Source organism: Blastococcus saxobsidens DD2, from assembly GCF_000284015.1.
In the GTDB taxonomy this organism is placed as follows: Bacteria; Actinomycetota; Actinomycetes; order Mycobacteriales; family Geodermatophilaceae; genus Blastococcus; species Blastococcus saxobsidens_A.
Window position 1 is genome coordinate 530,049 of record NC_016943.1, and the last position, 24,914, is coordinate 554,962.

Genomic DNA, 24,914 nt, shown 5'->3' on the forward strand with positions numbered 1-24,914 from the left:
GGACCGGGGGCGCGTTGCACCGGCCATGTCCCAGTTCGAACTCGACCTGCACTCCGAGTTCCTGCGGGCCGACCTCTTCCTGAACATCGGTCAGCCCGCCGAGGCCGCGCGCATGCTGCAGCCCGTCGTCGACGCCGAGCCGCGCAACGAGGCGGCGCTGGAGCTGCTCGCTCGCGCCTACTACGGCTCGGCCCAGCTCGGTCCCGCCGAGGAGTCGCTGAGCCGGCTGGTGGAGCTCGCGCCCAGCAACGGCTGGGCCCGCCGCGCGCTGGCCCGGACGTTGGAGCGGCAGAGCCGGCCGGCCGAGGCGGCGGTGCACCACCGGATGGCGGACGCGCTCGGCGCTGCCTGAACCGGTCCAGCCGGCGGTCCGGCGTCCTCTGGGACGATGGCCCGAGGGCACTGCACGCGCCTCGACCCGACTGCCCGCCGCGAGCACCGTCCCGGTCCGCCGCACCGACACGAGCCCTTGCTCGGCCAGGAGATCCCATGACCCGCCGCACCGTTCCCGGGGCGCTGCTCGCCCTGACCCTCTCCCTCGCCGCCTGCGGCGGTGGCGAGGAGGAGGCCACGCCCCCGGCGGCGGCCGAGGTGGCCGAGGAGGTCTCGACCGACCTGTCCGAGGCGCCGGACGTCCCGCCGACGGACGCGCCCGCGCCGGACGAACTGGTGGTCGAGGACGTCGTGGTCGGCGACGGCGAGGAGGCCGTGGACGGCACGTCCGTAGCGGTGAAGTACGTCGGCGCGTTCTACGAGACGGGGGAGGAGTTCGACTCCTCCTGGAGCCGCGGGGCGGACGACACGCTGCCGGTCACGCTCGGTGCGGGGCAGGTGATCCCGGGCTTCGATCAGGGGATCACCGGTATGCAGGTCGGCGGACGACGGGTCGTCACCATCCCCAGCGAGCTGGGCTACGGCGAGGCCGACAGCGGCCCCATCCCCGGCGGCTCCACGCTCGTCTTCGTGATCGACCTCGTGGAGGTCAGCGGCTGACCGTCCGACATCGCAGCGGCGGCTTCTGGGTGCGCACCGTCACGCCGCGCCGTTCGCTGCAGGGTCCTGTGCGCAGCGGGATCCTCCCGGCCGGCCGTGGGTAAGGGGGGCCGCATGAGCATTCTCGGCAAGCTGTTGGGAACAGCGGGAGGCGCCGCCCGGGGCGCGGCACGCGGCGGCCGGGCCACCGGACGACCGGGCCGGGGGGTGCCCCGGAGCGCCATGGGGCGGACGACCGGCCGCCGGGGCCGTGGGACGCCTGCCTCCTCCGGTGGTATCGCCGGCATGCTCGGAAGCCTGCTCCGCCGCCGCTGAGCGACGCCCGGGCCGGGAGGTCACCCGCAGATCTCGAGCCGGGTCACCGTGCCGTTGTGCGGGGTGACCGCGGGCATCGCGTCGGGCCCCAGCCCGGCTGCGACCGCTTGCGCCGCCCGGATCGTGTCCCCGTGCGTCACGAGCGCGACGACGTCGGCCGGCGGCTCCGCGCACAGCTGGGTGAGGAACGCCGCGACCCGCGCGTGCAGCTCGGCGAGGCTCTCGCCGCCCTCGGCCGCCCAGTGCGCGTCGGACCAGTCGACGACGTCCCACAGTTCCCGGGACGGCCGGCCCTCGAGGACGCCGTACCCCTGTTCCCGCAACGCCGGGGTGGTGGTGAACGGCAGCCCGGTGGCCCGGGCGCAGTGCTCCGCGGTCTGGATCGCGCGCAGCAGGTCGCTGGACAGCACGGCGCCGGGCCGCAGGTCGGCCAGCTCGGCGGCGGCCGCCTCCGCCTGGGTGTGCCCCAGCGGGGTCAGCGGCACATGGGCGACCTGACCCTGCATGCGGCCGACGGCGTTCCACTCGCTCTGCCCGTGCCGCACGAGCAGCAGGGTGACGGGTCGGGCCATGGCAAGGAGCGAGCGTAGGGCAGGGGCCTGCGGCGGAGCGGGCGGCCCCGCCTCGTACCGTCGTGGCCGTGAGCATCCCCGTCCGCCCCGGCGCCGCGCGCCCCGCCGCCCGTCCGGGCGCCTCCGACCCGCTGGCCCCGCTGCTGGACCTGCCGGGGGTCCGGGAGGCCGCCGACGGCGCCCGGGCCGGCATCGACCGGCTGCTGGGGCACCGGGTCCTGCGGCGGGAGTCGGCCGGCGTGAGCACCGAGTCGGCGCTGCGCGGAGCCCGCGCCTCGGCGGCGCTGGCGGGGGTCGACGTCCCGCTGGCCGAGCTGCGCGCCGGGTCGGTGACCGACCCGGTGGTGCAGGGCGCGCTGCGGGCCTCGGTGGCGCTCGGCGCCATGGTGGAGACCTGGCCGAAGGCGCCGGGGCAGGTGCTGGCCCGGCTGCACGTCCTGGCCGCGGCCGACCTCGCCGACAGCGGGGACCTGGGCCGGCCGGCCCCGCACGCCGGCGCCCGGCTGGGTGGGCTGTTCTCCCTCGTCACCGGCGCGACCACGGTGCCGGCGGTGCTCGTCGCGGGCCTGGTGCACGGCGAGCTGGCGGCGCTCGCGCCGTTCGGGGTCGCCGACGGCGTCGTCGCCCGTGCCGCCGCCCGGCTCACCGGGATCACCCGCGGGCTGGACCCCAAGGCGGTGTCGGTGCCTGAGGTCGGGTTCGCCGAGCTGGGTCGGGACGCCTACGCCGACGCGCTGGCCGGGTACCGCTCCGGCACGCCCGAAGGCGTCGCCGCGTGGCTGGTGCACTGCTGCCGCGCCACCGAGCACGGTGCCCTGGAGGGCCTGGCCATCTGCGAGAGCCTGCTGCGGGGCTGACACTGGGGCCATGCGCTCCCTCGACGTCCCCGGGCTCGGCCCGGTCAGCCGGATCGGCCTGGGCACCTGGCAGTTCGGGTCCCGCGAGTGGGGCTACGGGGACAGCTACGCCGACCGTGCGGCCCGCGACATCGTCCGCCGGGCGCGCGAGCTGGGGATCACGCTGTTCGACACGGCGGAGATCTACGGCTTCGGGCGCAGCGAGCGGATCCTCGGCGCGGCCCTCGGCGAGGAGCGGGACCGCGTCGTGGTCGCGAGCAAGATCTTCCCGGTCGCCCCGTTCCCGCCGGTGGTGCGGCAGCGCTGGGCCGGCAGCGCCCGCCGGCTGGGCCTGGACCGCATCCCGCTCTACCAGGTGCACCAGCCCAACCCGGTGGTGCCCGACTCGGTGACCATGACCGGGATGCGCGCCCTGCTCGACGCGGACCGGATCGGCGCGGCCGGCGTCTCCAACTACTCGCTCGGCCGCTGGCGGGCGGCCGACGCCGCGCTCGGTGGGCCCGTCGCCAGCAACCAGGTGCAGTTCTCGCTGGCGAGCGCGGCGCCGCTGGACGACCTGGTGCCCTTCGCCGAGCAGGAGGGCCGGCTGGTCATCGCCTACAGCCCGCTCGCCCAGGGGCTGCTGGGCGGGCGCTACTCGGCGGCGAACCGGCCCGGTGGGGTGCGGGCGGTCAACCCGCTGTTCGGTACCGAGAACCTGCGCCGGGTCGCACCGCTGCTCGACGTCCTCCGCGAGGTGGCCGACGCCCACGCCGCCACTCCCGCGCAGGTGGCGCTGGCCTGGCTGATCGCGCAGCCGCGGGTGGTGGTCATCCCCGGTGCGTCCAGCGTGGCGCAGCTGGAGTCCAACGCCGCGGCCGACGGGCTCGGCCTGGCCGACGACGAGGTGGCGGCGCTGACGGCGGCGGCGCGCGCCTTCCGGCCGGTGTCGGGTGCACGCACGCTGGTCGACGGCGTCCGGGAGCGCCTCGGCCGCTGACGTCTCTCAGTGCGGGCTGAGCCCGAGCCCGAGGAGGGCGACGAGCACGATCCCTCCCGCTCCGGCGGCCGCCGCGGGGAGCCATGCCCCGGTGGCCGCGCCCGCTGCTGCGGCAGCCAGTGCGGTCAGCCACGGCCCGGAGCGGGAGACGAACAACCCGGTCCGCCGTCGTGCCGGACACTGCCGGGCGGAGGTCCGCGCGGCCTGCCCGAAGCTGGCCGCGGCGACGCAGACGGCCAGGACGGCCAGCCACGCCACGACCACGGTGAACACGTCGGCAGGATGGCGCAGCGCGGGCCGGGGCCCGGGGCGCCTCGCCGGAGGAGCGGAGGGGTCAGGCCCCGCGGTGGCGGCGACGGGAAGGGGCCGGTGCCTCCGGGACCAACCCCGCGCGCACCGCCCGGTGCCGGGCGTACCAGGCCAGCCCGACGACGGCGGCGCCCACGCCCATGGCAGCGCCGGTGACGACCGGTGCGGGCGGCACCGAGAAGCGGGCGCGCATGCTCACCGGCCGCTCGAAGCGCCGCACCGGCCAGCCGTGCTGCAGGGCCGCCTTGCGCAGCCCCCGGTCGGGGTTCACCGCGGTCGGGTGGCCGACGGCCGACAGCATCGGCAGGTCGGTGATCGAGTCGCTGTAGGCGTAGCAGTCGGCCAGGTCGTACCCGCCCTCGGCGGCGACCTGCCGCATCGCCTCGGCCTTGTGCTCGCCGTAGGCGTAGAAGTCGATCTCCCCGGTGTAGCGGCCGTCCACGGTGACCATCCGGGTCGCGACGACGCGGTCCACGCCGAGCATCTCGCCGATCGGTTCCACCATCTCCGCCCCGCTGCTGGAGACGATGACGATCTCCCGGCCGGCGGCGCGGTGCTCCTCGATGAGGTCGGCGGCCTCGGCGTAGACGAGCGGGTCGACGATCTCGTGCAGGGTCTCCCGGACGATCTCGTGCACCGTGGCGGCGTCCCAGCCGGTGACCATGGCGGTGAGCTGCGCCCGCAGCCGGTCCATCTGTTGCGCGTCGGCGCCGGCGAGGGAGAAGACGAACTGCGCGTAGGCGGTCTTGAGCACGGCGCGGCGGTTGATCAGCCCACCGTGGAAGAACGGCCGGCCGAAGGCCAGGGTGCTGGACTTGGCGATGACCGTCTTGTCGAGGTCGAAGAACGCCGCGGCACGGGACACGTCAGTCACTGTAGGTGTGTCGGCGCGGTGTGACGTGGACCGCACACCGTCCACACCCGATGGGGTCATCCACAGTTCGCCCGCCGTTCTGGCACTGTCTGCCGAACCTCCGGTGGAGTCGACCGCGTGCCCGACTTCCCGCCGCCTCCCCGGCCGCCCCGTCCCCTGGTCGTCAGCGCCGACGAGGAGCTGCTCGACGAGCTGCTCCGGGTGCTGGCCGCCGCCGGCGCGGAGCCGGAGCTCTGCACCGGCGGGCCGGCGCTGCGCCGGGCACACCGGGAGGCGCCGCTGGTGCTGCTCGGCGCCGACGCCCTGGCCCTGGCCGGACCGCGGGCGCTGCCCCGGCGCCCGGGCGTGGTCGTCGTCGCCACCCGGGAGCTGCCGGCGGCCGGGTGGGCCGCCGCGGTGGAGGTCGGGGCCGAGCGGGTCGTGGTGCTCCCGGCGGACGAGGCCTGGCTGCTCACCCGTGCGGCGGCCGCGGTCCGCGCTCCGGTGGAGCGCGGCCCGCTGGTCGCCGTGGGCGGGGCCTGCGGCGGCGCGGGCGCCAGCACGGTCGCCGCTGCGCTGGCCGCCGCCGCGGGGCCCGCGGTGCTGGTCGACGCGGACGGGTGGAGCGGCGGACTCGACCTGCTCCTGGGCGCCGAGCTCACCGGCGGGCTGCGCTGGCCGGAGGTCGGCGGCCTCCGCGGCCGGGTGGCGGGGGAGGCCCTGCTCGCCGCGCTCCCCGAGGTGCAGGGCCTGCACCTGCTCTCGGCGGGCAGGGGATCAGCCGAGCCGGTCCCGGAGGAGGCCCTGGTCACGGTCGTGGAGGCGGCCCGGACGACCGGCCGGTGCGTGGTCGTCGACCTGCCCCGGCCCGGTTGCTGCGGCGTGGGCGGAGGGCCGCAGGCGGTGCTCGCCGACGCCGACCTCGCCCTCCTCGTCGTGCCCGCGCGCCTGCGCGCGGCCACGGCCGCGCGGCTGCTCGTGGCCGCCGACGGACGGCCGTGGTCGTCGGCGCGGCTGGTGGTCCGGTCGGTGCCCGGCGGGCTCGCACCCGAGGACGTCCAGGAGGTGGTGGGCCGGCCGGTGTTCGCCGAACTGCCGCACGACCGCGGCGCGGTGGCGCGCGCCGAGCGAGGCGAACCGCCGGGCACGGGCACGCGGTCGCCGCTGGGTTCCCTCGCGCAACGGGTGCGGACCGCGCTGTCCGGGGACGAGCGCCGGTGAGCGTGCCGTCGCTGCTGGACCGGGTGCGGGAACGGCTGGCACTCGCCGACGAGGTGCCGTCCCGCGCGGGTGTCGCCGCGCTCGTGCGCCAGGAGGCGGGCGGGCTGATCGGCGACGACGACGTGCTGCTCGCCGTCCGGACCGCCGTCGACGAGCTGGCCGGAGCCGGACCGCTCGAGCCGCTGCTGCGCCTGCCCGGCGTCACCGACGTGCTGGTCAACGGGGCGGGCCAGGTGTGGATGGACCGCGGCGCCGGCCTCGAGCCGGCTCCGGGTGTCGGGTTCGCCGACGAGGACGCCGTGCGGCGGCTGGCCGTGCGGCTCGCCGCGTCCGCCGGGCGGCGGCTCGACGACGCCGCACCCTGGGTGGACGTCGGCCTGCCCGACGGGACGCGGCTGCACGCCGTCCTCCCTCCGGTGTCCGGCGGCGGCACCTGCATCTCCCTGCGGGTGCTGCGGCGGCGCGCGCACACGCTGGCCGACCTGGACCGGTCGGGTGCGCTGCCGGGAGAGAGCGGAGCGCTGCTGCGGTCGGTCGTCGCGCACCGGCTGGCCTTCCTCGTCACCGGGGGGACCGGCTCCGGGAAGACCACCCTGCTCAGCGCCCTGCTCGGGGAGGTCGACCCGGCCGAGCGGCTGCTGCTGTGCGAGGACGCCGCCGAGCTCAGCCCCCCGCACCCGCACATGGTCCGCCTGCTGACCCGGCCGCCGAACGTGGAGGGCGCCGGAGCGGTGGGACTGCGCGACCTGGTGCGCCAGGCGCTGCGGATGCGCCCCGACCGGCTCGTGGTCGGGGAGGTGCGCGGCGCGGAGGTGGTCGACCTGCTGGCCGCGCTCAACACCGGGCACGACGGCGGCTGCGGCACCCTGCACGCCAACCGGTCCACCGAGGTGCCGGCCCGGCTGGAGGCCCTCGGGGTCGCCGCGGGACTGGGGCGAGCCGCCGTGCACAGCCAGGCGGCCGCCGCCCTGCAGGTGGTGGTGCACGTGCGGCGGGCCCGTGACGGGCGGCAGGTCGACGAGATCGCCGTGGTGCGCCGGCACGGGGAACTGGTCGTGGTCGAGGCGGGCTGGCGGGCCGACGGCGGCCCGTGTCCCGCCGGCGACGCGCTGCGCGCCCGCCTGGCCGGCGGGTGACCGCGGCCCTGCTCGCGGCCGCCTGCGCCGCCGTCCTGTGGCCCGGGGCGCGGACGGGCCTGCACCGGCGGCTGCGGGCGGCCACCGGCGATGCTGCGGGTGGGGTGCAGCGGTGGCCGGCCCGCCTGCCGCTCCTGACCGCGGCCGGTGCGGCCGGCGCGGCTGCCCTCGTCAGCACCCCGCTGGTGGCCCTGCTCGCCGGCGGGAGCGCAGCACTGGCCGCGCGGGCGTGGGCATCTCGCCGGGCCGGTACCGCCGCCGAGACCCGGCTCGTGGCGCTGGCCGAGGCGCTCGGCGCGCTGGCCGCCGAACTGCGGGCCGGGCGGGCGCTCGAGGAGGCGGCCCGCGGTGCCGCCGGCGCCTGTCCCGACCGGGAGTGCGGTGCCGCGCTGGTGCGTGCGGTCCGGGCACCCGGTGCCGCGGGGACCGGGGCGGGCGGTCCGCAGGCCCGCGGCGACGAACTGTCGGCCGAGCTCGCCCGGCTGTCGGCGGCCGTGGTGCTCAGCAGCCGCACCGGCTGCTCGCTGGCCACCGTGGTGACCGCCGTCGAGGACGACCTGCGGACCCGGCTCCGGCAGCGGCGGGCGCTGCTGGTCGCGACCGCGGGCCCCCGCTCCAGCGCCCGGCTGCTGACGGGGCTGCCGGTGCTCGGGCTGGCCATGGGCAGCGGGATCGGCGCCGATCCGTGGCAGGTGCTCACCGCGACCGGTACCGGGCAGGTGCTGCTCGTCGTGGGCGTGCTGCTCGAGGTCGCCGGGATCGCCTGGACCGGTCGGCTGGTCCGGCGGCTCGGCCGATGATCCCCGGGCCATGGCTGACCGTGCTGCTGCTGGCCGGAGCGGTGGTGGCGTGGGCCCCCGGTTCCGCCGTCGTCGGCGCCCGCGTGCGCCGGCTGGTGCGCGGAGGCGGGACGGCGCGGGCGCGCGGGGAGCCGGCGCCCGGCGCGGTGGGCGACCGGCGACGTCGGTGGCTGTTGAGCGGGGCCGCCGGGCTGGCGACCGCTCTGCTGCTCGGAGGAGTCCTCGGGCTGACCGCCGCCGCCGCGGTGGCCGTGGGTGTGGAACACCTGCTGCGGCGCGCCGGCCCGGATCCGGACGCCGCCGCGCGGGCTGCGCTGGCCCGCGATCTGCCGGCCGCCTGCGACCTGCTCGCCGTCTGCCTGGCCGCGGGGTTGCCCGTCGCCGGTGCGCTGGCCGCCGTGGCCGACGCCGTGCCGGCGCCCCTCGGGCCGCGGCTGCGGCACGTGGCCGCGCTCCAGCGGCTGGGCGCCGAGCCGCGGCAGGCGTGGGCCGACGCACCCGCCGAGCTGGGCGGTCTGGGCCGCGCGCTGGTGCGGGCGGGGGAGTCCGGGGCCGCGGCGGTACCGGCGCTGCGGGCCCTGGCGGCGGAGAGCCGGGCCGGGGCCCGGGCGGGCGCCGAGGCGGCGGTGCAGCGGGCCGGGGTGTGGGTGCTGGCGCCGCTGGGGCTGTGCTTCCTGCCGGCGTTCGTCTGCCTCGGCGTGGTCCCGCTGGTGCTTGGCATCGCCGGGGATGTCTTCGGCTGAGCGTCCACAGCCGCAGGCGCCCTCCACAGATTGTCCGCGGCCCTCGGCCGGGTCCCACCCGGCCAGCAGGCTCGGGGCACGGCCCCGCCGGGGCCCCGTCCGAGGAGGAACTCCATGACCGCACCGCTGCCCGTTGCCGATCCCGATCCCGCACCGGAGACGCCCCGGCACGGTTCCCCGGTCCGTCGCTGGGCGCGGCTCCAGGCCGCGGCGGAGGCGGGCATGAGCACCGCGGAGTACGCGGTCGGCACCGTGGCCGCCTGCGCCTTCGCCGCCGTCCTGTACCGCGTGGTCACCGGCGACTCGATCGTCACGGGGCTCACTGCGCTCGTGGACACGGCGCTCGCGACGCTGTCCTGAGCCGATGCGCCGGGTGCTGAGCAGAGGGCGTGCCGAGGACGGCATGGTCACGGCCGAGACCGCGGTCGTGCTCCCGGTGCTGCTGCTGGTCCTGGTCGGCGCGGTCGCCGCGGTGACGGTGGTGGGCGCTCAGCTCCGCTGCGTCGACGCGGCCCGGGAGGGCGCGCGGGCAGCGGCGCGTGGTGAGGACGTCGCCACGGTGGCGGGATGGGCCGGCCGCGCGGCGCCCGACGGAGCGCGCACCACCGTGGCCACCGGCGCCGGCGAGGTCCGCGTGCGGGTGACCGCCGAGGTGACCCCGCTCGGTCCGCTGCCCTGGCGGGTGACCGTGACGGCCGAGGCCGTGGCGCTGCCGGAGCCGCTCGGGGAACGGCCGTGATCCGCGACTCGCCGGAACGCGGATCGGCGACCGTGTGGGTGCTCGCGCTGTCCGCGGTGCTGGCCCTGCTGGCCATCGCCGGTGTGCTGGGAGGCGCTGCGGCGGTCGCCCGGCACCGGGCGGCGAGCGCCGCTGACCTCAGCGCCCTGGCCGCCGCGGGACGTTCGGTGCTCGGCGACCCGAGCGCCTGCGCCGTGGCCGCCGACATCGCCGCCGCCAACGGCGCCGAGCTGACCGGCTGCCGCGTGGTGGACGGGAGCGTCGTCGAGGTCACCACCCGGGTGACCCTGCGGCTGGGGCGGCTCGGCGGCCACGCCGCCACCGGACGGGCCCGCGCCGGGCCGGTGGCCGACGCGGGCGGGGCGCGGCTCGGCGGTCAGAACACCAGATCGGGCTCCGCGGCGGCCGGAGCCCCGTCCCCGGTACCCACCGTGCGGTCGTCGGTGTCGTCGGTGTCGGGGTCGGCGTGGTCCCGGGCGGCCAGCTCGTCGAGGACCACGTCCAGCACCCGCACCGCCCCGGCCTTGTCCAGCGGGTCGTTGCCGTTGCCGCACTTGGGCGACTGCACGCACGACGGGCAGCCGGTCTCGCACTCGCAGCTGGCCACGGTGGCCCGGGTGGCCTGCAGCCAGCGGCGCAGCGCCGCGTACCCGCGCTCGGCGAAGCCGGCCCCGCCGGGATGACCGTCGTAGACGAAGATCGCCGCCGTCCCGGTGTCGGGGTGCACCGCGGTGGACAGGCCGCCGAGGTCCCAGCGGTCGCAGGTGGCCAGCAGCGGCAGGATGCCGATCGCCGCGTGCTCGGCCGCGTGCAGCGAGCCGGGCAGCGCCGCATCGTCCACCTCGGCCCGTTGTACTGCGCGGGAGTCCAGCGTCAGCCACACCGCCCGCGTGCGCAGCTGGCGCGGCGGCAGGACGAGCGGGAACTCGGCGAGCACCTCGCCGGTGCCCAGGCGGCGCCGCTGGTAGGCCACCACCTGGTTGGTCACGTCGACGACGCCGGTGTGCGCGGTGACCGCGCCGAGCGGGCGGGTCTGCTCGATCGAGACGATCGCGAGGTCGGTGACGTCCCGGGCGACCGTCGTCCAGTCGGGGCTCTCCGGGTGCACGACGGCGCAGGCGTCCTCGACGTCGTACTCGTCCACCACGAAGGTGTCCCCGCGGTGCACGTAGAGCGCGCCCTCGTGCACGGTCGCGTGCGCGGCGCCGCCGTCGACGGTGCCCAGCAGCCGTCCGGTGCCGGCCTCGATGATCGCGACCGGCTCGTCGCCGCTGCCGCGGATGTCGACGTCGGGACGCCCGCGTCCGGCCCAGTACCAGCCGGTCGGCCGGCGCCGCAGCTGACCGGCGGCCACGAGCTCCTCGAGCTGCGCCTCGGCCACCGGACCGCCGAAGTCGGCGAGGTCGTCCGGCGTCAGCGGCAGCTCGGCCGCGGCGCAGCACAGCTGGGGGCCGAGGACGTAGGGATTGGCCGGGTCGGTGACGGTGGCCTCGATCGGCCGGCCGAAGACGGCCCGCGGATGGTGCGCCAGGTAGTGGTCCAGCGGGTCGTCGCGGGCCACGAAGACGACCAGGGACTCGCGCTGCGCGCGGCCGGCCCGGCCGGCCTGCTGCCACAGCGAGGCCAGCGTGCCCGGGTAACCGGCCAGGACGACGGCGTCCAGCCCGGCGATGTCGATGCCCAGTTCGAGGGCGTTGGTGGTGGCGACGCCGAGCAGGTCGCCCGCCGAGAGCGCCCGCTCCAGCTCGCGCCGCTCCTCCGGCAGGTAGCCCCCCCGGTAGGAGTCCACCCGGCGCACCAGATCGGCCCGCCCCCGGTCGGCGAGGATCCGGCGGGCCTGCTCCGCGACGGACTCGGCGCTGCGCCGGGAGCGGACGAATGCCAGCGTCCGCGCGCCCCGCTCCACCAGGTCGGCGAGCAGGCCGGCGGCGTCGGCGGCGGCCGAGCGGCGCAGCGGTGCGCCGTGCTCGCCGGTCCGCTCGGTCAGTGGGGGCTCCCACAGGGCGAACGTCGCCCCAGGACGCGGCGAGCCGTCGTCGGTCACCGCCACCACCTCGGTACCGACCAACCGGGTGGCGGCGGCCGCCGGGTCGGCGACCGTGGCCGAGGCCAGGACGAACACCGGGTCGGCGCCGTACCGGCGGCAGATCCGCCGGAGCCGGCGCAGCACGTGGCCGACGTGCGAACCGAAGACCCCGCGGTAGGCGTGGCACTCGTCGATGACGACGTAGGCCACCCGTCGCAGCGTGCTCGACCAGCGCTGGTGGGCCGGCAGGATCCCGCGGTGCAGCATGTCGGGGTTGGTGACGATCCAGCGGGAGTGCCGCCGGACCCAGTCCCGCTCCTCGGCGGGGGTGTCGCCGTCGTAGGCGGCCGGCCGCACCGACGGATCGGCCAGCGCGGCCACCGAGGCGAGCTGGTCGCGGGCCAGCGCCTTGGTCGGTGCCAGGTAGAGGACGCAGGCCCGCGGGTCCTCGGCGAGCGTCGTCAGCGCCGGCAGCTGGTAGGCCAGCGACTTCCCCGACGCCGTGCCGGTGGCCACCACCACGTGCCGGCCCTCGCGGGCCAGCTGCGCCGCCGCCACCTGGTGCTGCCACGGGGCACCGACGCCGCGGGCCGCCAGCCGGTCGCGCAGCGCGGGATCGGTCCACGCGGGCCAGTCGGTGGTCCGGCTCGGGCGCACCGGCAGGTGGTGCACGTGGGTGACCGGCTGCTCCTCCTCCGGCGTCGCGGCGAGGACGGCCGCCAGCAGCTCGCCACCAGGCGGCACCGGCCGGGCGCCGGAGGGCGGGTCCCCATCCAGGAGACCGTCGTCCGTGCCGGGAGGGGGAGCCGACCGGACCGGGTGCAGCGTGGTCACGCATCCTCCTCGATGGCGCTCGTCCGCGTGCCCACGGGTGCTGTCGCTCTGGGTGACCTCGCACGCTCGGTCACCACCCCACTGTCACACCTGGTGGCAAGGCGCCGCCCTCCAGGAGCACTCCGGGGGGAGAAGGGGAGTGACCGGCGCTGGTCAGGGCGGCGGCCACTGCACTCGACCGACGTGCTCGGACGGCGGTCAGGGAGATGTCCTCGCCGTCCGCCGAGGAAAGCGGAGCGCGAGACGACTACCGGACGTGTGATCTCCCTTACACTTCGCCCCGTTCCGGAGCCGGTCCACCCAGACCGGCGCCGGAACGCCCACCTCCGCCGTACCGGGGAGCACGGCGCCTCCCGGGCGGCTGCCGACGCCTGGAGGATTCATGCCCGACAGTTCCCTGTCCGGCGGGGAGATGGCCCTGGTCGCCGTCATCCTCGTCATCTCCCTGGCCGCGCTGGCGTTCGCCGGCTACCTGGTGCGGGCCGTCACGGCCGCGGACCCGGGCACGGAGAAGATGCAGGAGATCGCCCGGGCGGTGCAGGAAGGCGCGGCGGCCTTCCTCCGGCGGCAGTTCCGCACCCTCGCCGTGTTCGCCGTCCTCGTCTTCCTCGTGCTGCTGCTCCTCCCGGTCGCGGACGGCGGGTGGGGTACGCGCATCGGGCGGGCACTGTTCTTCCTCGTCGGCGCGACGTTCTCGGCCGCCGTCGGCTTCATCGGCATGACGCTCGCGACCCGCGGCAACGTGCGGGTCGCCGCCGCGGCACGGGACGGCGGGTACCAGCCGGCGTTCCGGATCGCGTACCGCACCGGCGGCGTCTGCGGGATGATCACGGTCGGCCTGGGCCTGTTCGGGGCGGCGCTGGCGCTGCTGCTGTTCGACGAGACGGCGCCGGTGGTCCTGGAGGGCTTCGGCTTCGGCGGCGCCCTGCTGGCGATGTTCATGCGGGTCGGCGGCGGGATCTTCACCAAGGCCGCCGACGTCGGCGCCGACCTGGTCGGGAAGGTCGAGGCCGGCATCCCCGAGGACGACCCGCGCAACGCCGCGACCATCGCCGACAACGTGGGGGACAACGTCGGCGACTGCGCCGGCATGGCCGCGGATCTCTTCGAGTCCTACGCCGTGACGCTGGTGGCCGCGCTCATCCTCGGGCAGGTGTTCTTCGGCTCCGTGGGCATGGTGTTCCCGCTGGTCGTGGCCGCGATCGGGGTGATCGCCTCGATCGCCGGCATCCTGGCCACCAGGCCCGGGGAGCGGGACAGCAGCGGGCTGGCCCCGATCAACCGGGGCTTTTTCGTCTCCGCGGTGGTCTCGCTGCTGCTGGTCGCGGTCGCGTCCTTCACGGTGCTGCCCGGCACCGTCGTCGGCGTCGACCTCCCGGTCAGCCTGCCGGTGCTGGGCTTCGTGGCCGTGCTCGTCGGCGTCGTCCTCGCCGCGGCCATCCAGCAGCTCACCGGCTACTTCACCGAGACCAGCCGCAAGCCGGTCCAGGACGTCGGCCGCAGCTCGCTGACCGGGCCGGCCACCGTCATCCTCTCCGGCATCTCGCTCGGCCTCGAGTCCGCCGTCTACGCCGCGCTGCTCATCGGCGGTGCCGTGTACGGCGCCTTCCTCATCGGTGGCGGTGCCGCCCTCTACGCCGTCGCGCTCGCCGGCACCGGTCTGCTGACGACCGCCGGCGTGATCGTCTCGATGGACACCTTCGGGCCGGTCAGCGACAACGCCCAGGGCATCGCCGAGATGTCCGGCGACATCGACGGCGACGGCGCCCGGGTGCTCACCGACCTCGACGCCGTCGGCAACACCACCAAGGCGATCACCAAGGGCATCGCCATCGCGACCGCCGTCCTCGCCGCCACGGCTCTCTTCGGCTCCTACAACGCCCAGGTCGAGGTCGCGCTCGAGGAGGCGGGCACCACGCTCGGCGACGCGTTCAGCCTGGTCAACCCGAACAACGTGGTCGGCGCGGTGCTCGGGGCCGCGGTGGTCTTCCTCTTCTCCGGGCTGGCCATCAGCGCGGTCTCCCGCGCCGCCGGCCGCGTGGTCTTCGAGGTGCGGGAGCAGTTCCGCACGCGGCCGGGGATCATGAACTACACCGAGCGCCCCGACTACGGCGCCGTCGTCGACATCTGCACCAAGGACTCGCTGCGCGAGCTGGCCACGCCGGGCCTGCTGGCCGTGCTCGCCCCGGTGGCCGTGGGCTTCGGGCTGGGCATCGGGCCGCTGGCCGCCTACCTGGTCGGCGCCATCGCCGCGGGCACGCTCATGGCGGTCTTCCTCGCCAACTCCGGCGGCGCCTGGGACAACGCCAAGAAGATGGTGGAGGACGGCGCGTACGGCGGGAAGGGCAGCGAGGCCCACGCGGCGACGGTCATCGGCGACACGGTGGGCGACCCGTTCAAGGACACCGCCGGCCCGGCGATCAACCCGCTGATCAAGGTGATGAACCTGGTGGCGCTGCTGATCGCGCCCGCGGTCGTCGGGCTGTCGGTGGGCGAGGACGCCAACACCGGCCTGCGGGTGGGGCTGGCGCTGGCCGCGGTCGCCGTCATCGTGGCGGCCGTCGTGGTGTCCAAGCGTCGCTCGGTGGTGGCCGGCGAGGTGACCAGCACGCCCACCGACGCCTCGCTCACCACCAGCGCGCCCTGATCTCGCCACTGACCCCTTGGCGGGACGCCCGCTTCCGTCCCCGGGAACAGGGCCGCAGCATCCGCGTTGGTCGGGGTGACGGCACGCCCGCGGAGGGTTGCCCCCGGCGCCCGGGTGCCGGGGTGGCTTACCGTGGCCCGCCGAGGGGCGTTCCGCGGTGGCGCCCGCCCGGTCCCGGAGCCCCGGGGTCGACGCAGCAGGGCGACCTGGTGCGGACCGGTACGCCGCGACCGCACCACCTCAGCACCACCGACAGGAGTCCCGTGCCCACGAAGACCACGCAGCCCGCCGCCGAGAGCGACCCGACGACCGACGGGGCGGCCAAGAAGCCTGCCCGCCGGGGCTCGGCCGCGTCCGGCGGGCGGCCGCTGGTCATCGTCGAGTCGCCCACCAAGGCCAACAAGATCGCCGGGTACCTGGGCAGCGGCTACGTCGTCGAGGCCAGCGTCGGGCACATCCGCGACCTGCCGCGCAACGCCGCCGACGTCCCGGCCGAGCACAAGGGCGCCGCGTGGGCGCGGCTCGGCGTCGACGTCGACAACTCGTTCGAGCCGCTCTACGTGGTCAGCCCCGACCGCAAGCAGCAGGTGACCCGGCTCAAGCAGCTGGTCAAGAACGCCAGCGAGATCTACCTCGCGACAGACGAGGACCGCGAGGGCGAGGCCATCGCCTGGCACCTGATCGACACCCTCAAGCCGCGTGTCCCCGTGCGCCGGATGGTCTTCCACGAGATCACCCCCGAGGCGATCGCCCGTGCCGTGGCCAACCCCCGGGAGCTGGACACCGCGCTGGTCGACGCCCAGGAGACCCGCCGCATCCTCGACCGGCTCTACGGCTACGAGGTCAGCCCGGTGCTCTGGAAGAAGGTGCTGCCCAAGCTCTCGGCCGGCCGCGTGCAGTCGGTGGCCACCCGCATCGTCGTCGAGCGCGAGCGCGAGCGGATGGCCTTCCACGCCGCCGACTACTGGTCGCTGGAGGGCACGTTCGCCGTTCCCGGACGCGCCGCCGGCGCCGACGAGGGCGAGCCCACCACCGTCCGGGCCAAGCTGGTCAGCGTCGACGACAGCCGGGTTGCCACCGGCCGCGACTTCGACCCCTCGACCGGTCGCACCACCGGTGAGGTCGTGCACCTCGACGAGGCCGGCGCGCGTGGGCTGGCCGCCCGACTCGAGGGCCGCCAGGTCAGCGTCAGCCGGGTCGACGAGAAGCCCTACCGCCGTCGTCCGTACGCGCCCTTCACGACGTCGACGCTGCAGATGGAGGCCGGCCGCAAGCTCGGCTGGTCGTCGGCGCAGGTGATGCGGGTGGCCCAGCGGCTGTACGAGAACGGCCACATCACCTACATGCGGACCGACTCGACCAACCTGTCGCAGGAGGCCATCAACGCCGCCCGCCAGCAGGCCCGCGAGCTGTACGGCGACGCCTACGTCCCCGCGGAGGCGCGGCGCTACGCGAAGAAGGCCAAGGGCGCGCAGGAAGCGCACGAGGCCATCCGCCCGGCCGGCGACAACTTCCGCACCCCCGGGCAGCTGGCCGCAGGGCTCGCCCGCGACGAGTTCCGGCTCTACGAGCTGATCTGGCAGCGCACCGTGGCCTCGCAGATGGCTGACGCCGTCGGCCAGACCGTCAGCGTCCGGCTGGCCGGCCGCAGTAGCACCGACGAGGCGGTCGAGTTCACCGCCAGCGGCCGGACCATCACCTTCCCCGGCTTCCTCCGCGCCTACGTCGAGTCCCGTGACGAGGGCGCCTCGGGCGCCGGCGACGAGGACCACGGCAGCGACGACGCCGAGCGCCGGCTGCCGCGCCTGGAGCGCGGCCAGCAGCTGGACACCCGGGCGCTGGACGCCAAGGGGCACACCACCCAGCCGCCGTCCCGCTACACCGAGCCGAGCCTGACGGCGCGGCTGGAGGAGCTCGGGATCGGCCGGCCGTCGACCTACGTCTCGATCCTGCAGACCATCCAGGACCGCGGGTACGTCTGGAAGAAGGGCAACGCGCTCGTCCCGTCGTTCGTCGCGTTCGCCGTGGTCAACCTGCTGGAGCGGTACTTCGCCCAGCTGGTCGACTACCAGTTCACCGCCTCCCTGGAGGAGGAGCTGGACGAGATCGCCGGTGGCACCCTGCAGCGCGTCACCTGGCTGACCGAGTTCTACTTCGGCGGCGAGGGCCGGCACGCCGGCGCGATCGCGCAGTCCGGCGGTCTCAAGCACGTGATCGGCCAGCGGCTGGAGGAGATCGACGCCCGCGGCATCAACTCGATCCCGCTGCGCGCCACCGACCCCGAGGGGCGCCCGGTCGTCGTCCGCGTCGGGCGCTACGGCCCGTACCTGCAGGTCGACGGCGACGACGGCGCGCGGGTCAGCATCCCCGAGGACCTCGCGCCCGACGAGCTGACCGAGGAGAAGGTGCGCGAGCTGCTCGAGGCGCCGTCGAGCGACCGGGAGCTGGGCACCGATCCGGAGTCCGGCCACCCGGTGGTGGTCAAGGCCGGCCGCTACGGCCCCTACGTCACCACCGTCGTCCCCGAGGGCAGCAAGGACGCCCCGCGGACGGCCAGCCTGTTCTCCTCCATGTCGCCGGAGACGCTCACCCTCGACGACGCGCTGACGCTGCTCACCCTGCCGCGCACGGTCGGGACGACGCCGGAGGGCGAGGAGATCCAGGCGCTCAACGGGCGGTACGGGCCCTACCTGAAGAAGGGCACCGACTCCCGCTCCCTGGAGAGCGAGGACCGGCTGTTCACCGTCACCCTCGACGAGGCGCTGGCGATCTTCGCCCAGCCCAAGCAGCGCGGTCGCGCGGCGGCCAAGGCCCCGCTCCGGGAGCTGGGCACCGACCCGGTCACCCAGGGCCAGGTCACCGTGCGCGAGGGCCGGTTCGGCCCGTACGTCACCGACGGTGAGACCAACGCGAGCCTGCGCAAGGGCGACGAGGTCGAGTCGATCACGATCGAGCGGGCGGCCGAGCTGCTGGCCGACCGGCGGGCGCGCGGGCCGGCGACCAAGAAGAAGGCCGCCAAGAAGACGACGGCGAAGAAGACCGTCGCCAAGAAGACTCCCGCGAAGAAGGCGACGGCGAAGAAGACGGCGGCGAAGGCAGCGGCCGACGCGGTCACCGCCGGCTGATCGCCTTCCCGCGCCGGGGATCCGGCGCGGGGGCGTCCGGGGATCAGGACGGACGGGTCCCGACGGCGAAGACCCGCCGGAAGGGCAGCAGCGTCGTGCCGTCGGGGCGCGCGGGGTAGGCGGCCCGCACGTCGGCGTACCCGGCCGGCTCGAGGACCGTGTCGGGGTGGGGTGCCGCCTCGGCCAGCCGGTCGGCCCACTCCGGGGAGCGGCACAGTGCGGCCAGCAGCGCATGGGTGGGAGCGCGGAAGTTCCCGGGCACCTGGACGGCGAGCCACCCGCCAGGCGGCAGGCCCGCGGCCCAGCGGGCCATCAGCTGCGGATGCCCGGGCACCCAGTGCAGGACGGCGTTGCTGACGACGACGTCGACCGGCCCGTCGGGAGCCCACGTCCGCACGTCGCCGGCCTCGAACATGACCCGGCCCGGCACGGTGGAGGACGCGGCGGCGGCGAGCATCTCGGGGGAGGAGTCGACACCGGTGACGGCCGCACCCGGCCACCGGCGCGCCAGCGACGCGGTCAGCGAACCCTCCCCGCAGCCGAGGTCCACGATCCTGCGCGGGGACTCCGCGGACACCCGCGCGAGGAGATCGGTGAACGGCCGGGCCCGCTCTCCGGCGAACCGGAGATAGGTGTCCGGCTGCCAGCCACCCGGCGAGCTCTCGGCGGCCGGGCGCGTCGCATCGTCGGGTGGTGCCATCGCCCCGGACCCTGGTCCCGCGACGCCCGGCTGCGGAACCGGCGGTAGCCGCTTCCTGCTTCCGGGCGGCTGGTCGGCGAAATCGTCCCGGCGGCCCGGTACCGTGGCCCCCGCCGGGGCCGGCTCCGCCCCGCCGTCCATCGACCCGAGGAGCTCCTCATCCCGCCCGACCAGACCTCACCGGCACCCTCGCCCGACGAGGCGGTGACGGCTGCGCCGGTCGAGGAGGACGCCGCAGCGGGTGACGGTCTCCCGCCCGCCGGCACGCCGGTGCCCCCGGACGCGGAGCTGCCGCTGACCGATGCCGGCGAAGCCGACACGTCCGACCGGGGCGATGGCGCCGGTGCGGTGGGTTCGGTGGCCAAGATCCGGGCGGTGCTGCGGGTCCGGGACTTCCGGAAGCTCTGGCTGTCGATGTCGCTGTCCAGCTTCGGCGACTGGCTGGGCCTGCTGGCGATCACCGCGATGGCCGCGTCGATGGTCGACGGGTTCGCGGCGTCGAACTTCGCCCTCGGCGGGGTGCTGCTGTTCCGCCTGCTGCCGGCGATCGTGCTGGGCCCGCTGGCCGGTGCGTTCGCCGACCGGTTCGACCGGCGCAAGACCATGGTGGTCACCGACATCATCCGGTTCGGCCTCTTCGCGTCGATCCCGATCGTCGACAACCTGGTGTGGCTGTTCATCGCCCAGTTCCTCATCGAGGCGTTCAGCCTGTTCTGGATCCCGGCGAAGGACGCCGCCGTCCCGAACATGCTGCGCAAGGACCAGCTGGAGCCGGCGAACCAGCTCTCCCTGGTCACCACCTACGGCCTGACGCCGGTGCTCGCGGCCATCGTGTTCGCCCTCCTCGCGGTCATCAACGCGGAGCTGCCGTCGATCGACGAGGTCGACCTCGCGCTCTACGTGAACGCCGTGACCTTCCTCGTCGCCGCATTGGTCATCTGGAACCTGCCCTCGATCAGCGGGCGGCGGGCCGCCGGAGCCGTGGTGCAGCAGGAGAGCTTCCTGGGTTCCTTGAAGGACGGCTTCTCCTTCGCCGGGCACACCCCGCTGGTCCGGGGGCTGGTCGTCGGCATCACCGGCGCCTTCGTGGCCGCCGGAGCGATCATCGCGACCGGCCAGTTCTACGTGCAGGCCCTGGGCGGCGGCGACGCTGCGTACGGCCTGCTCTTCGGCGCCGTCTTCGTCGGTCTCGGCCTGGGCATCGGCGTCGGGCCCAGCATCGCCCGCGATCTCGCCCGCGAGCGGGTGTTCGGGGTGGCCATCGTCTTCGCCGGCATCGCCGTCCTGCTGCTGTCGGCGTCGCCGACCCTGTGGATCTCGCTGGTGCTCGTCGTCCTCATGGGCTTCTTCGCCGGCATGGCCTACCTGGCCGGGTTCACCCTGCTCGGGACGGAGGTCGAGGACGAGATCCGCGGCCGGACGTTCGCCATCGTCCAGTCGCTCGTGCGGGCGGCGCTGATCGTGTCGCTCGGCGTCGTGCCGTTCGGGGTCGGTCTGATCGGGCAGCACGACGTGGACCTCGGCGCCGTCGCGCTGCCCCTCTCCGGCGAGCGGGTGATGCTGTTCGTGGCCGGCCTGATCGCGGTCGGGGTCGGGTTGCTGGCCTACCGGCAGATGGACGACGGCCGGCCGGTGCCGCTGCTGGCCGACGTCGTGACGGCGCTGCGGCGGGACACCACCGCCCGGCGCCGGCTGGCCAGGGGCGGGGTGCTCATCGCCTTCGAGGGCGGCGAGGGCGCCGGCAAGTCCACCCAGGTGCGCCGGCTGCAGGAGTGGCTCGCCGACGAGGGACTGGTCGCCCGCGCCAGCTTCGAGCCCGGCGCGACACCCGCCGGCGCGGGGATCCGGGGCATCGTGCTGGACAAGGCGCAGGCGGGGCTCGCCCCGCGCGCGGAGGCGCTGCTGTACGCCGCCGACCGCGCCCAGCACGTGCACGACGTCCTCCGGCCGGCGCTGGACGCCGGCGAGGTCGTCATCACCGACCGGTTCATCGACAGCTCGCTGGCCTACCAGGGCGCCGGCCGCACGATCCCGCTCGACGACGTCCGCATGCTCTCCCGCTGGGCGGCCCAGGGGCTGCAGCCGGACCTGACCATCCTGCTCGACCTGCCGCCGGAGGTGGGGCTGGCGCGGGCCCGCGGACGGGCCGCCGCCGACCGGCTGGAATCCGAGTCGCTGGACTTCCACCAGCGGGTGCGGCAGACCTTCCGCGCCCTGGCCGAGGCCGCCCCCGATCGGTACCTGGTGCTGGACGCGCGGCAGTCCCCCGACGAGATCGCGGCCGCGATCCGCATGCGGGTGGCCCGGTTCCTCTCCGGTCTGCCGTTGCAGAACCTCGCGCACCCGGTCCGGCAGGTCGAGGTAGCGCCCCCGGTGCGGCACGACGGCCGGCCGGACCCGGCGCCCCACCACCCGCACGCGCAGACCGGCGCCACCCCCCAGCTGCACCCGTGAGCGCGCCGGTGAAGGCGCCCACGGAGGGCGTCTGGACCCAGCTGGTCGGCCAGCCGGCCGTCGTGGCCGACCTGCGGGCGGCGATCGCCGATCCCACGGCGATGACGCACGCCTGGCTGTTCACCGGCCCGCCCGGCTCGGGCCGGTCGGTGGCCGCGCGGGCCTTCGCCGCGGCGCTGCAGTGCCCGGCGGGCGGCGACGGCACCTGCCACGAGTGCCGCACGGTGCTCGCCGGCACGCACGCCGACGTGCACGTCGTCGTCCCCGACGGGCTGTCGATCGGCGCGGACGAGGCCAGAGGGCTGATCCGGGTGGCCGGCCGGGCGCCGTCGGGCGGGCGCTGGCAGGTCGTCGTCGTGGAGGACGCCGACCGGATGACCGAGTCGGCGTCCAACGCCATCCTCAAGATGATCGAGGAACCGCCGCCGCGGACGGTGTTCCTGCTGTGCGCCCCCAGCCTGCACCCCGACGACGTGCCGGTCACCATCCGGTCCCGGTGCCGGGTGATCGGCCTGCGCACCCCGCCGGTCGGCGCGATCGCCGACGTCCTGGCCCGCCGCGACGGCGTCGACCCGGCGCTGGCCGCCTGGTCGGCGGCCGCCTCCGGCGGGCACGTCGGCCGGGCCCGGCGGCTCGCCCGGGACGAGGAGGCGCGGCTCGCGCGCAAGGCGGTGCTCGACGTCCCGCTGCGGCTGGTCTCGCTCGCCGCCTGCCTCGACGCCGCCGATGACCTGGTGGGGTCCGCGAAGGAGGAGACCGACGCCGCCACGGACGCCCTCGACGGCTCCGAGACCGAGGCGCTGAAGACCAGCCTGGGCGTCGGTGCCCGCGGGCCCGGCGTCGTCGCGGCCACCCGCGGCGGGGCCGGCCAGCTCAAGGAGCTCGAGCGCCGGCAGAAGTCCCGGGCCACCCGCATCGGCCGCGACTCCCTCGACCGCGCGCTGGTCGACCTCGCCGGGCTCTACCGCGACGCCCTGGTGCTCGACGCGGCGCAGTCGTCCCCCGACCACCCCGCGCCGACGCTCAACCATCCCGACCGCCGGGCCGACGCGGAGGAGCTCGCCCGCCGGATCGGCGCGGAGGGGGCGCTGCGCCGCATCGACGCGATCCTCGCCTGCCGTCAGGCGCTGGAGCGCAACGTGAAGCCGCAGGTGGCGCTGGAGGCCCTCACCGTGGCGCTGCGACTGCCCGCCTGACACCCACCGCCCCTGCGTGAGGCCGGTGGTCCGGTGTCGTAGGCTGTGCGGGCAGTTCGCCGCCTTAGCTCAGTCGGTAGAGCATCTCACTCGTAATGAGAAGGTCGTCGGTTCGATTCCGACAGGCGGCTCTCCACTCCAGCGGGCCCGTCCACCAGGACGGGCCCGCTGCGTCGTCCGCGGGGCGCCGGAGGTGCGCACGAGGGCGGCCGGCCCGTCCCCGGAGATCGCCACCGTGCGCACCGGGCGGGGTTCGACGAGTCCTGGTCGCGGGAACGGCTGACGGCGGCACGCCCCCGTGGGGGTGTGCCGCCGTCGGTGCGCTCGGCGCCCGGTCCGGAGGGCCGGGCGGATGTCAGTGGTGCGGGGAGTTCTCCTTGGCGCGCTCGATCGAGGCCAGGATCTCGGCCTCGGCCGCGTCGCGGCCGACCCACTCGGCGCCCTCGACCGACTTGCCCGGCTCGAGGTCCTTGTACGTCTCGAAGAAGTGCTGAATCTCCAGACGGTCGAACTCCGACACGTCGTGGATCTCCTTGAGGTGCGCCACCCGCGGGTCCGTCGCCGGCACGCAGAGGACCTTGTCGTCCCCTCCGGCCTCGTCGGTCATGCGGAACATGCCGATCGCCCGGCAGGTGACCAGACACCCGGGGAACGTCGGCTCCTCGAGGATCACCAGGGCGTCGAGCGGGTCGCCGTCCATGCCCAGGGTGTTCTCGATGTAGCCGTAGTCCGCCGGATAGCGGGTGGAGGTGAACAGCATCCGGTCCAAGCGGATGCGTCCGGTCTCATGGTCCAGCTCGTACTTGTTCCGCTGGCCCTTCGGGATTTCTACCGTCACGTCGAACTGCACGAACGTAGTGTGGCCCACGGGGGCCCCTAGGGTCGGCGCAGGCCCCCTCTCAGGGGGTGGACAGCATCTCGTCGAGCGGATCGACGGTCGTCACGGCCAACTACGGGCGCTTCCGGCGGCGCATGGCGCTGGGCATCGTGGCGCTGGTCCTGCTCCTCGTCGGCGGCGGCATCGGCCTCGGTGTGCTGCTCGGTACCGACCCAGGCGGCGCCGGCGACGCCGCCGCCGTCCCCGGCGCGGAGCTGCCCCGGCTCGGCGAGGCGGAGCCGGCCCTCGCCGCTCTCTCCACCGACGCCCCCGTCCCCGATCCCGACGTCCTCTCGACCCTCCTGACCCCGATCGTCACCGGCCCCGCGCTGGGGCCCGGCACCACGGCCCAGGTCGTCGACGTCGCCACCGGCCAGGTGCTGTTCGAGCAGGACGCCGCCGCGCCCCTGACCCCCGCGTCCACCGTGAAGCTGCTCACCGCCGCCGCCGCGCTGACCACCCTCGACCCCGCCACCAGGCTGGAGACGCGGGTGGTCGGTGGTGCCGTCCCGGGTGAGGTGGTGCTCGTGGGTGGCGGCGACCCGACGCTGTCCCGGACCGATCCGTCGCAGACCTACCCGGACGCGCCCACCATGGCCGACCTCGCCACCCAGGTGGTCGCCGCGCTGCCCGCCGGCACGCCGGTGTCCCGCGTGGTCGTGGACAGCTCGCTGTTCAGCGGGCCGCTGACCGCCTCCGGCTGGGGGCCGGGCGACGCCCCGTCCAGCTATGCCGCGCCGATCACCGCCACCGCCGTCGACGGCGCACGGGTCGGCCCCGGGGCGGTGGCGCGCAGCGGCCAGCCCGGTCTCGACGCCGGTGCCGCACTCGCCGACGCTCTCGGCGCCCCGGGGGCCACCGTCGTGCTCGGCCAGGCGCCTCCCGGGGCGGAGACGCTCGGCACCGTGCAGTCGGCACCGGTGTCCCGGCTGGTGGAGCAGGCCCTGTCGATGTCGGACAACGTGCTCGCCGAGGCGCTGGCCCGGCAGGTCGCGCTGGCGAGGGGCGAAGCAGCCAGCTTCGAGGGGGCCGCGCAGGCGGTCGTCGACGCGCTGGACGACGCCGGGCTGGACGTCTCCGGCGTCACCCTCGCCGACGGCAGCGGGCTCTCCCGCGAGAACGTGCTGACCGCCGAGGTGCTGACGGACCTGATCAGCGGGGCGGCGGACGGCAGCCTGGGCAACGCCTCCGGGCTGCTCGCCGGCCTGCCGGTGGCGGGGTACGACGGCACGCTCGCCGACCGCGGCGACGACGACCCCGCGACCGCGCCGGGCACCGTGCGCGCCAAGACCGGGACCCTGCTGGGCGTGCACGCGCTCGCGGGCACCGTCGTCACCGCCGAGGGGCGGCTCCTGGCGTTCGCGGTCGTGGCCGACGAGGCGACCAGCAGCGCGGCGGCGGCGGAGGCCGCCCTCGACCAGTTCGCCGCGACCCTCGCCGCCTGCGGCTGCAGCTGAGAGAGGACCCTCCTGCCCCCGCCGCTCGCAGGCTCGCGGCGGGTCCCTGCACGAGGGCCTACGGTGTGGGGCAATGTGTTC

At 75.9% G+C, this 24,914-nt stretch carries 21 protein-coding genes, 1 tRNA gene and 1 pseudogene; 17 read left to right on the forward strand and 6 right to left on the reverse strand.

Annotated elements, in window-relative coordinates:
• Positions 1-25: 25 nt before the first annotated feature.
• Both BLASA_RS02465 and BLASA_RS02470 read left to right on the forward strand, forming a co-directional pair.
• Entirely contained in the window at positions 26-352 is a 327-nt protein-coding gene (locus tag BLASA_RS02465; RefSeq protein ID WP_014374423.1) for a tetratricopeptide repeat protein, read from the forward strand.
• Between the two features lie 137 nt (positions 353-489).
• A complete protein-coding gene (locus tag BLASA_RS02470) occupies positions 490-993 on the forward strand; it encodes an FKBP-type peptidyl-prolyl cis-trans isomerase (protein ID WP_014374424.1) in 504 nt (167 codons plus the stop codon).
• Positions 994-1,328: 335 nt separating this feature from the next.
• Here the strand turns inward: BLASA_RS02470 and BLASA_RS02475 are convergent, their stop codons facing one another.
• Entirely contained in the window at positions 1,329-1,880 is a 552-nt protein-coding gene (locus BLASA_RS02475) for a histidine phosphatase family protein (protein ID WP_041775564.1), read from the reverse strand.
• A gap of 68 nt (positions 1,881-1,948) precedes the next feature.
• Here BLASA_RS02475 and BLASA_RS02480 point away from each other — a divergent pair, with 68 nt between their 5' ends.
• Both BLASA_RS02480 and BLASA_RS02485 read left to right on the forward strand, forming a co-directional pair.
• Complete coding sequence (locus tag BLASA_RS02480; RefSeq protein ID WP_014374426.1) at positions 1,949-2,737, forward strand: hypothetical protein; 789 nt, start codon at positions 1,949-1,951, stop codon at positions 2,735-2,737.
• A gap of 10 nt (positions 2,738-2,747) precedes the next feature.
• A complete protein-coding gene (locus BLASA_RS02485; RefSeq protein ID WP_014374427.1) occupies positions 2,748-3,716 on the forward strand; it encodes an aldo/keto reductase in 969 nt (322 codons plus the stop codon).
• Positions 3,717-3,722: 6 nt separating this feature from the next.
• Here BLASA_RS02485 and BLASA_RS02490 read toward each other — a convergent pair whose 3' ends face one another.
• Positions 3,723-3,989: a hypothetical protein gene (locus BLASA_RS02490; RefSeq protein WP_014374428.1), complete on the reverse strand. Its 267-nt coding sequence runs from the start codon at positions 3,987-3,989 to the stop codon at positions 3,723-3,725.
• Positions 3,990-4,050: 61 nt separating this feature from the next.
• The gene (locus BLASA_RS02495; protein ID WP_014374429.1) at positions 4,051-4,890 is read right to left on the reverse strand and encodes an HAD family hydrolase; all 840 of its coding nucleotides are present in this window, start codon (positions 4,888-4,890) and stop codon (positions 4,051-4,053) included.
• 126 nt (positions 4,891-5,016) lie between these two features.
• On the opposite strand from BLASA_RS02495, the gene ssd reads away from it, so the two are divergent.
• The 7 genes and pseudogenes from ssd to BLASA_RS26480 all read left to right on the forward strand — a co-directional run.
• Positions 5,017-6,099 carry a septum site-determining protein Ssd gene (ssd, locus tag BLASA_RS24770; protein ID WP_014374430.1) on the forward strand — a complete coding sequence of 361 codons (1,083 nt, stop codon included), beginning with the start codon at positions 5,017-5,019 and terminating at the stop codon, positions 6,097-6,099.
• Positions 6,096-7,235, forward strand: coding sequence for a TadA family conjugal transfer-associated ATPase (locus BLASA_RS24775; protein WP_014374431.1), 1,140 nt, complete (start codon positions 6,096-6,098; stop codon positions 7,233-7,235). The genes ssd and BLASA_RS24775 overlap by 4 nt, the downstream gene beginning before the upstream one ends.
• Positions 7,232-8,035 (forward strand): type II secretion system F family protein, encoded by an 804-nt coding sequence (locus BLASA_RS02510; protein WP_014374432.1) that lies wholly within the window; start codon positions 7,232-7,234, stop codon positions 8,033-8,035. The genes BLASA_RS24775 and BLASA_RS02510 overlap by 4 nt, the downstream gene beginning before the upstream one ends.
• Positions 8,032-8,778: a type II secretion system F family protein gene (locus tag BLASA_RS02515; protein WP_014374433.1), complete on the forward strand. Its 747-nt coding sequence runs from the start codon at positions 8,032-8,034 to the stop codon at positions 8,776-8,778. Before BLASA_RS02510 ends, BLASA_RS02515 begins: the two co-directional genes overlap by 4 nt.
• Positions 8,779-8,892: 114 nt before the next feature.
• Positions 8,893-9,138 carry a DUF4244 domain-containing protein gene (locus BLASA_RS02520; protein WP_014374434.1) on the forward strand — a complete coding sequence of 82 codons (246 nt, stop codon included), beginning with the start codon at positions 8,893-8,895 and terminating at the stop codon, positions 9,136-9,138.
• Positions 9,139-9,142: 4 nt separating this feature from the next.
• A complete protein-coding gene (locus BLASA_RS02525) occupies positions 9,143-9,517 on the forward strand; it encodes a TadE family type IV pilus minor pilin (RefSeq protein WP_041775565.1) in 375 nt (124 codons plus the stop codon).
• Positions 9,514-9,849, forward strand: a pseudogene (locus tag BLASA_RS26480) (Rv3654c family TadE-like protein); the annotation flags it as partial. The gene BLASA_RS02525 and the pseudogene BLASA_RS26480, both read left to right, overlap by 4 nt.
• Before the next feature lie 44 nt (positions 9,850-9,893).
• On the opposite strand, the gene BLASA_RS02530 reads toward BLASA_RS26480, so the two are convergent.
• Entirely contained in the window at positions 9,894-12,377 is a 2,484-nt protein-coding gene (locus tag BLASA_RS02530) for a DEAD/DEAH box helicase (protein ID WP_014374436.1), read from the reverse strand.
• A 382-nt stretch (positions 12,378-12,759) separates the two neighbouring features.
• On the opposite strand from BLASA_RS02530, the gene BLASA_RS02535 reads away from it, so the two are divergent.
• Together BLASA_RS02535 and topA are read left to right on the forward strand one after the other, a co-directional pair.
• Positions 12,760-15,024, forward strand: coding sequence for a sodium-translocating pyrophosphatase (locus tag BLASA_RS02535; RefSeq protein WP_014374437.1), 2,265 nt, complete (start codon positions 12,760-12,762; stop codon positions 15,022-15,024).
• A 263-nt stretch (positions 15,025-15,287) separates the two neighbouring features.
• Positions 15,288-18,149 (forward strand): type I DNA topoisomerase, encoded by a 2,862-nt coding sequence (gene topA, locus BLASA_RS02540; RefSeq protein ID WP_014374438.1) that lies wholly within the window; start codon positions 15,288-15,290, stop codon positions 18,147-18,149.
• Positions 18,150-18,192: 43 nt separating this feature from the next.
• On the opposite strand, the gene BLASA_RS02545 is transcribed toward topA, so the two are convergent.
• Positions 18,193-18,849 carry a methyltransferase domain-containing protein gene (locus tag BLASA_RS02545; protein WP_014374439.1) on the reverse strand — a complete coding sequence of 219 codons (657 nt, stop codon included), beginning with the start codon at positions 18,847-18,849 and terminating at the stop codon, positions 18,193-18,195.
• A gap of 204 nt (positions 18,850-19,053) precedes the next feature.
• Between BLASA_RS02545 and tmk the strand changes: the two genes are divergently transcribed.
• The 3 genes from tmk (at position 19,054) to BLASA_RS02560 (ending at position 22,630) form a co-directional block, all read left to right on the forward strand.
• Positions 19,054-21,303: a dTMP kinase gene (gene tmk / locus BLASA_RS02550; RefSeq protein WP_014374440.1), complete on the forward strand. Its 2,250-nt coding sequence runs from the start codon at positions 19,054-19,056 to the stop codon at positions 21,301-21,303.
• Positions 21,300-22,499, forward strand: coding sequence for a DNA polymerase III subunit delta' (locus BLASA_RS02555; protein WP_014374441.1), 1,200 nt, complete (start codon positions 21,300-21,302; stop codon positions 22,497-22,499). Before tmk ends, BLASA_RS02555 begins: the two co-directional genes overlap by 4 nt.
• Before the next feature lie 58 nt (positions 22,500-22,557).
• Positions 22,558-22,630: transfer RNA gene (locus BLASA_RS02560), tRNA-Thr, on the forward strand.
• A gap of 224 nt (positions 22,631-22,854) precedes the next feature.
• Here BLASA_RS02560 and BLASA_RS02565 read toward each other — a convergent pair.
• Complete coding sequence (locus tag BLASA_RS02565; RefSeq protein WP_041775566.1) at positions 22,855-23,349, reverse strand: inorganic diphosphatase; 495 nt, start codon at positions 23,347-23,349, stop codon at positions 22,855-22,857.
• A gap of 56 nt (positions 23,350-23,405) precedes the next feature.
• Between BLASA_RS02565 and dacB the strand changes: the two genes are divergently transcribed.
• The gene (gene dacB, locus BLASA_RS02570) at positions 23,406-24,833 is read left to right on the forward strand and encodes a D-alanyl-D-alanine carboxypeptidase/D-alanyl-D-alanine-endopeptidase (protein WP_014374443.1); all 1,428 of its coding nucleotides are present in this window, start codon (positions 23,406-23,408) and stop codon (positions 24,831-24,833) included.
• Positions 24,834-24,914: the final 81 nt, after the last annotated feature.

Excerpts from the sequence above, each read along its gene's own strand:
- BLASA_RS02465 (WP_014374423.1), top strand. The coding sequence starts at position 26 with ATGTCCCAGTTCGAACTCGACCTGCACTCCGAGTTCCTGCGGGCCGAC.
- BLASA_RS02525 (WP_041775565.1), top strand. The coding sequence starts at position 9,143 with ATGCGCCGGGTGCTGAGCAGAGGGCGTGCCGAGGACGGCATGGTCACG.
- BLASA_RS02485 (WP_014374427.1), top strand. The coding sequence starts at position 2,748 with ATGCGCTCCCTCGACGTCCCCGGGCTCGGCCCGGTCAGCCGGATCGGC.
- BLASA_RS02535 (WP_014374437.1), top strand. The coding sequence starts at position 12,760 with ATGCCCGACAGTTCCCTGTCCGGCGGGGAGATGGCCCTGGTCGCCGTC.
- BLASA_RS02515 (WP_014374433.1), top strand. The coding sequence starts at position 8,032 with ATGATCCCCGGGCCATGGCTGACCGTGCTGCTGCTGGCCGGAGCGGTG.
- BLASA_RS02470 (WP_014374424.1), top strand. The coding sequence starts at position 490 with ATGACCCGCCGCACCGTTCCCGGGGCGCTGCTCGCCCTGACCCTCTCC.
- BLASA_RS02545 (WP_014374439.1), bottom strand. The coding sequence starts at position 18,849 with ATGGCACCACCCGACGATGCGACGCGCCCGGCCGCCGAGAGCTCGCCG.
- BLASA_RS02520 (WP_014374434.1), top strand. The coding sequence starts at position 8,893 with ATGACCGCACCGCTGCCCGTTGCCGATCCCGATCCCGCACCGGAGACG.
- BLASA_RS02475 (WP_041775564.1), bottom strand. The coding sequence starts at position 1,880 with ATGGCCCGACCCGTCACCCTGCTGCTCGTGCGGCACGGGCAGAGCGAG.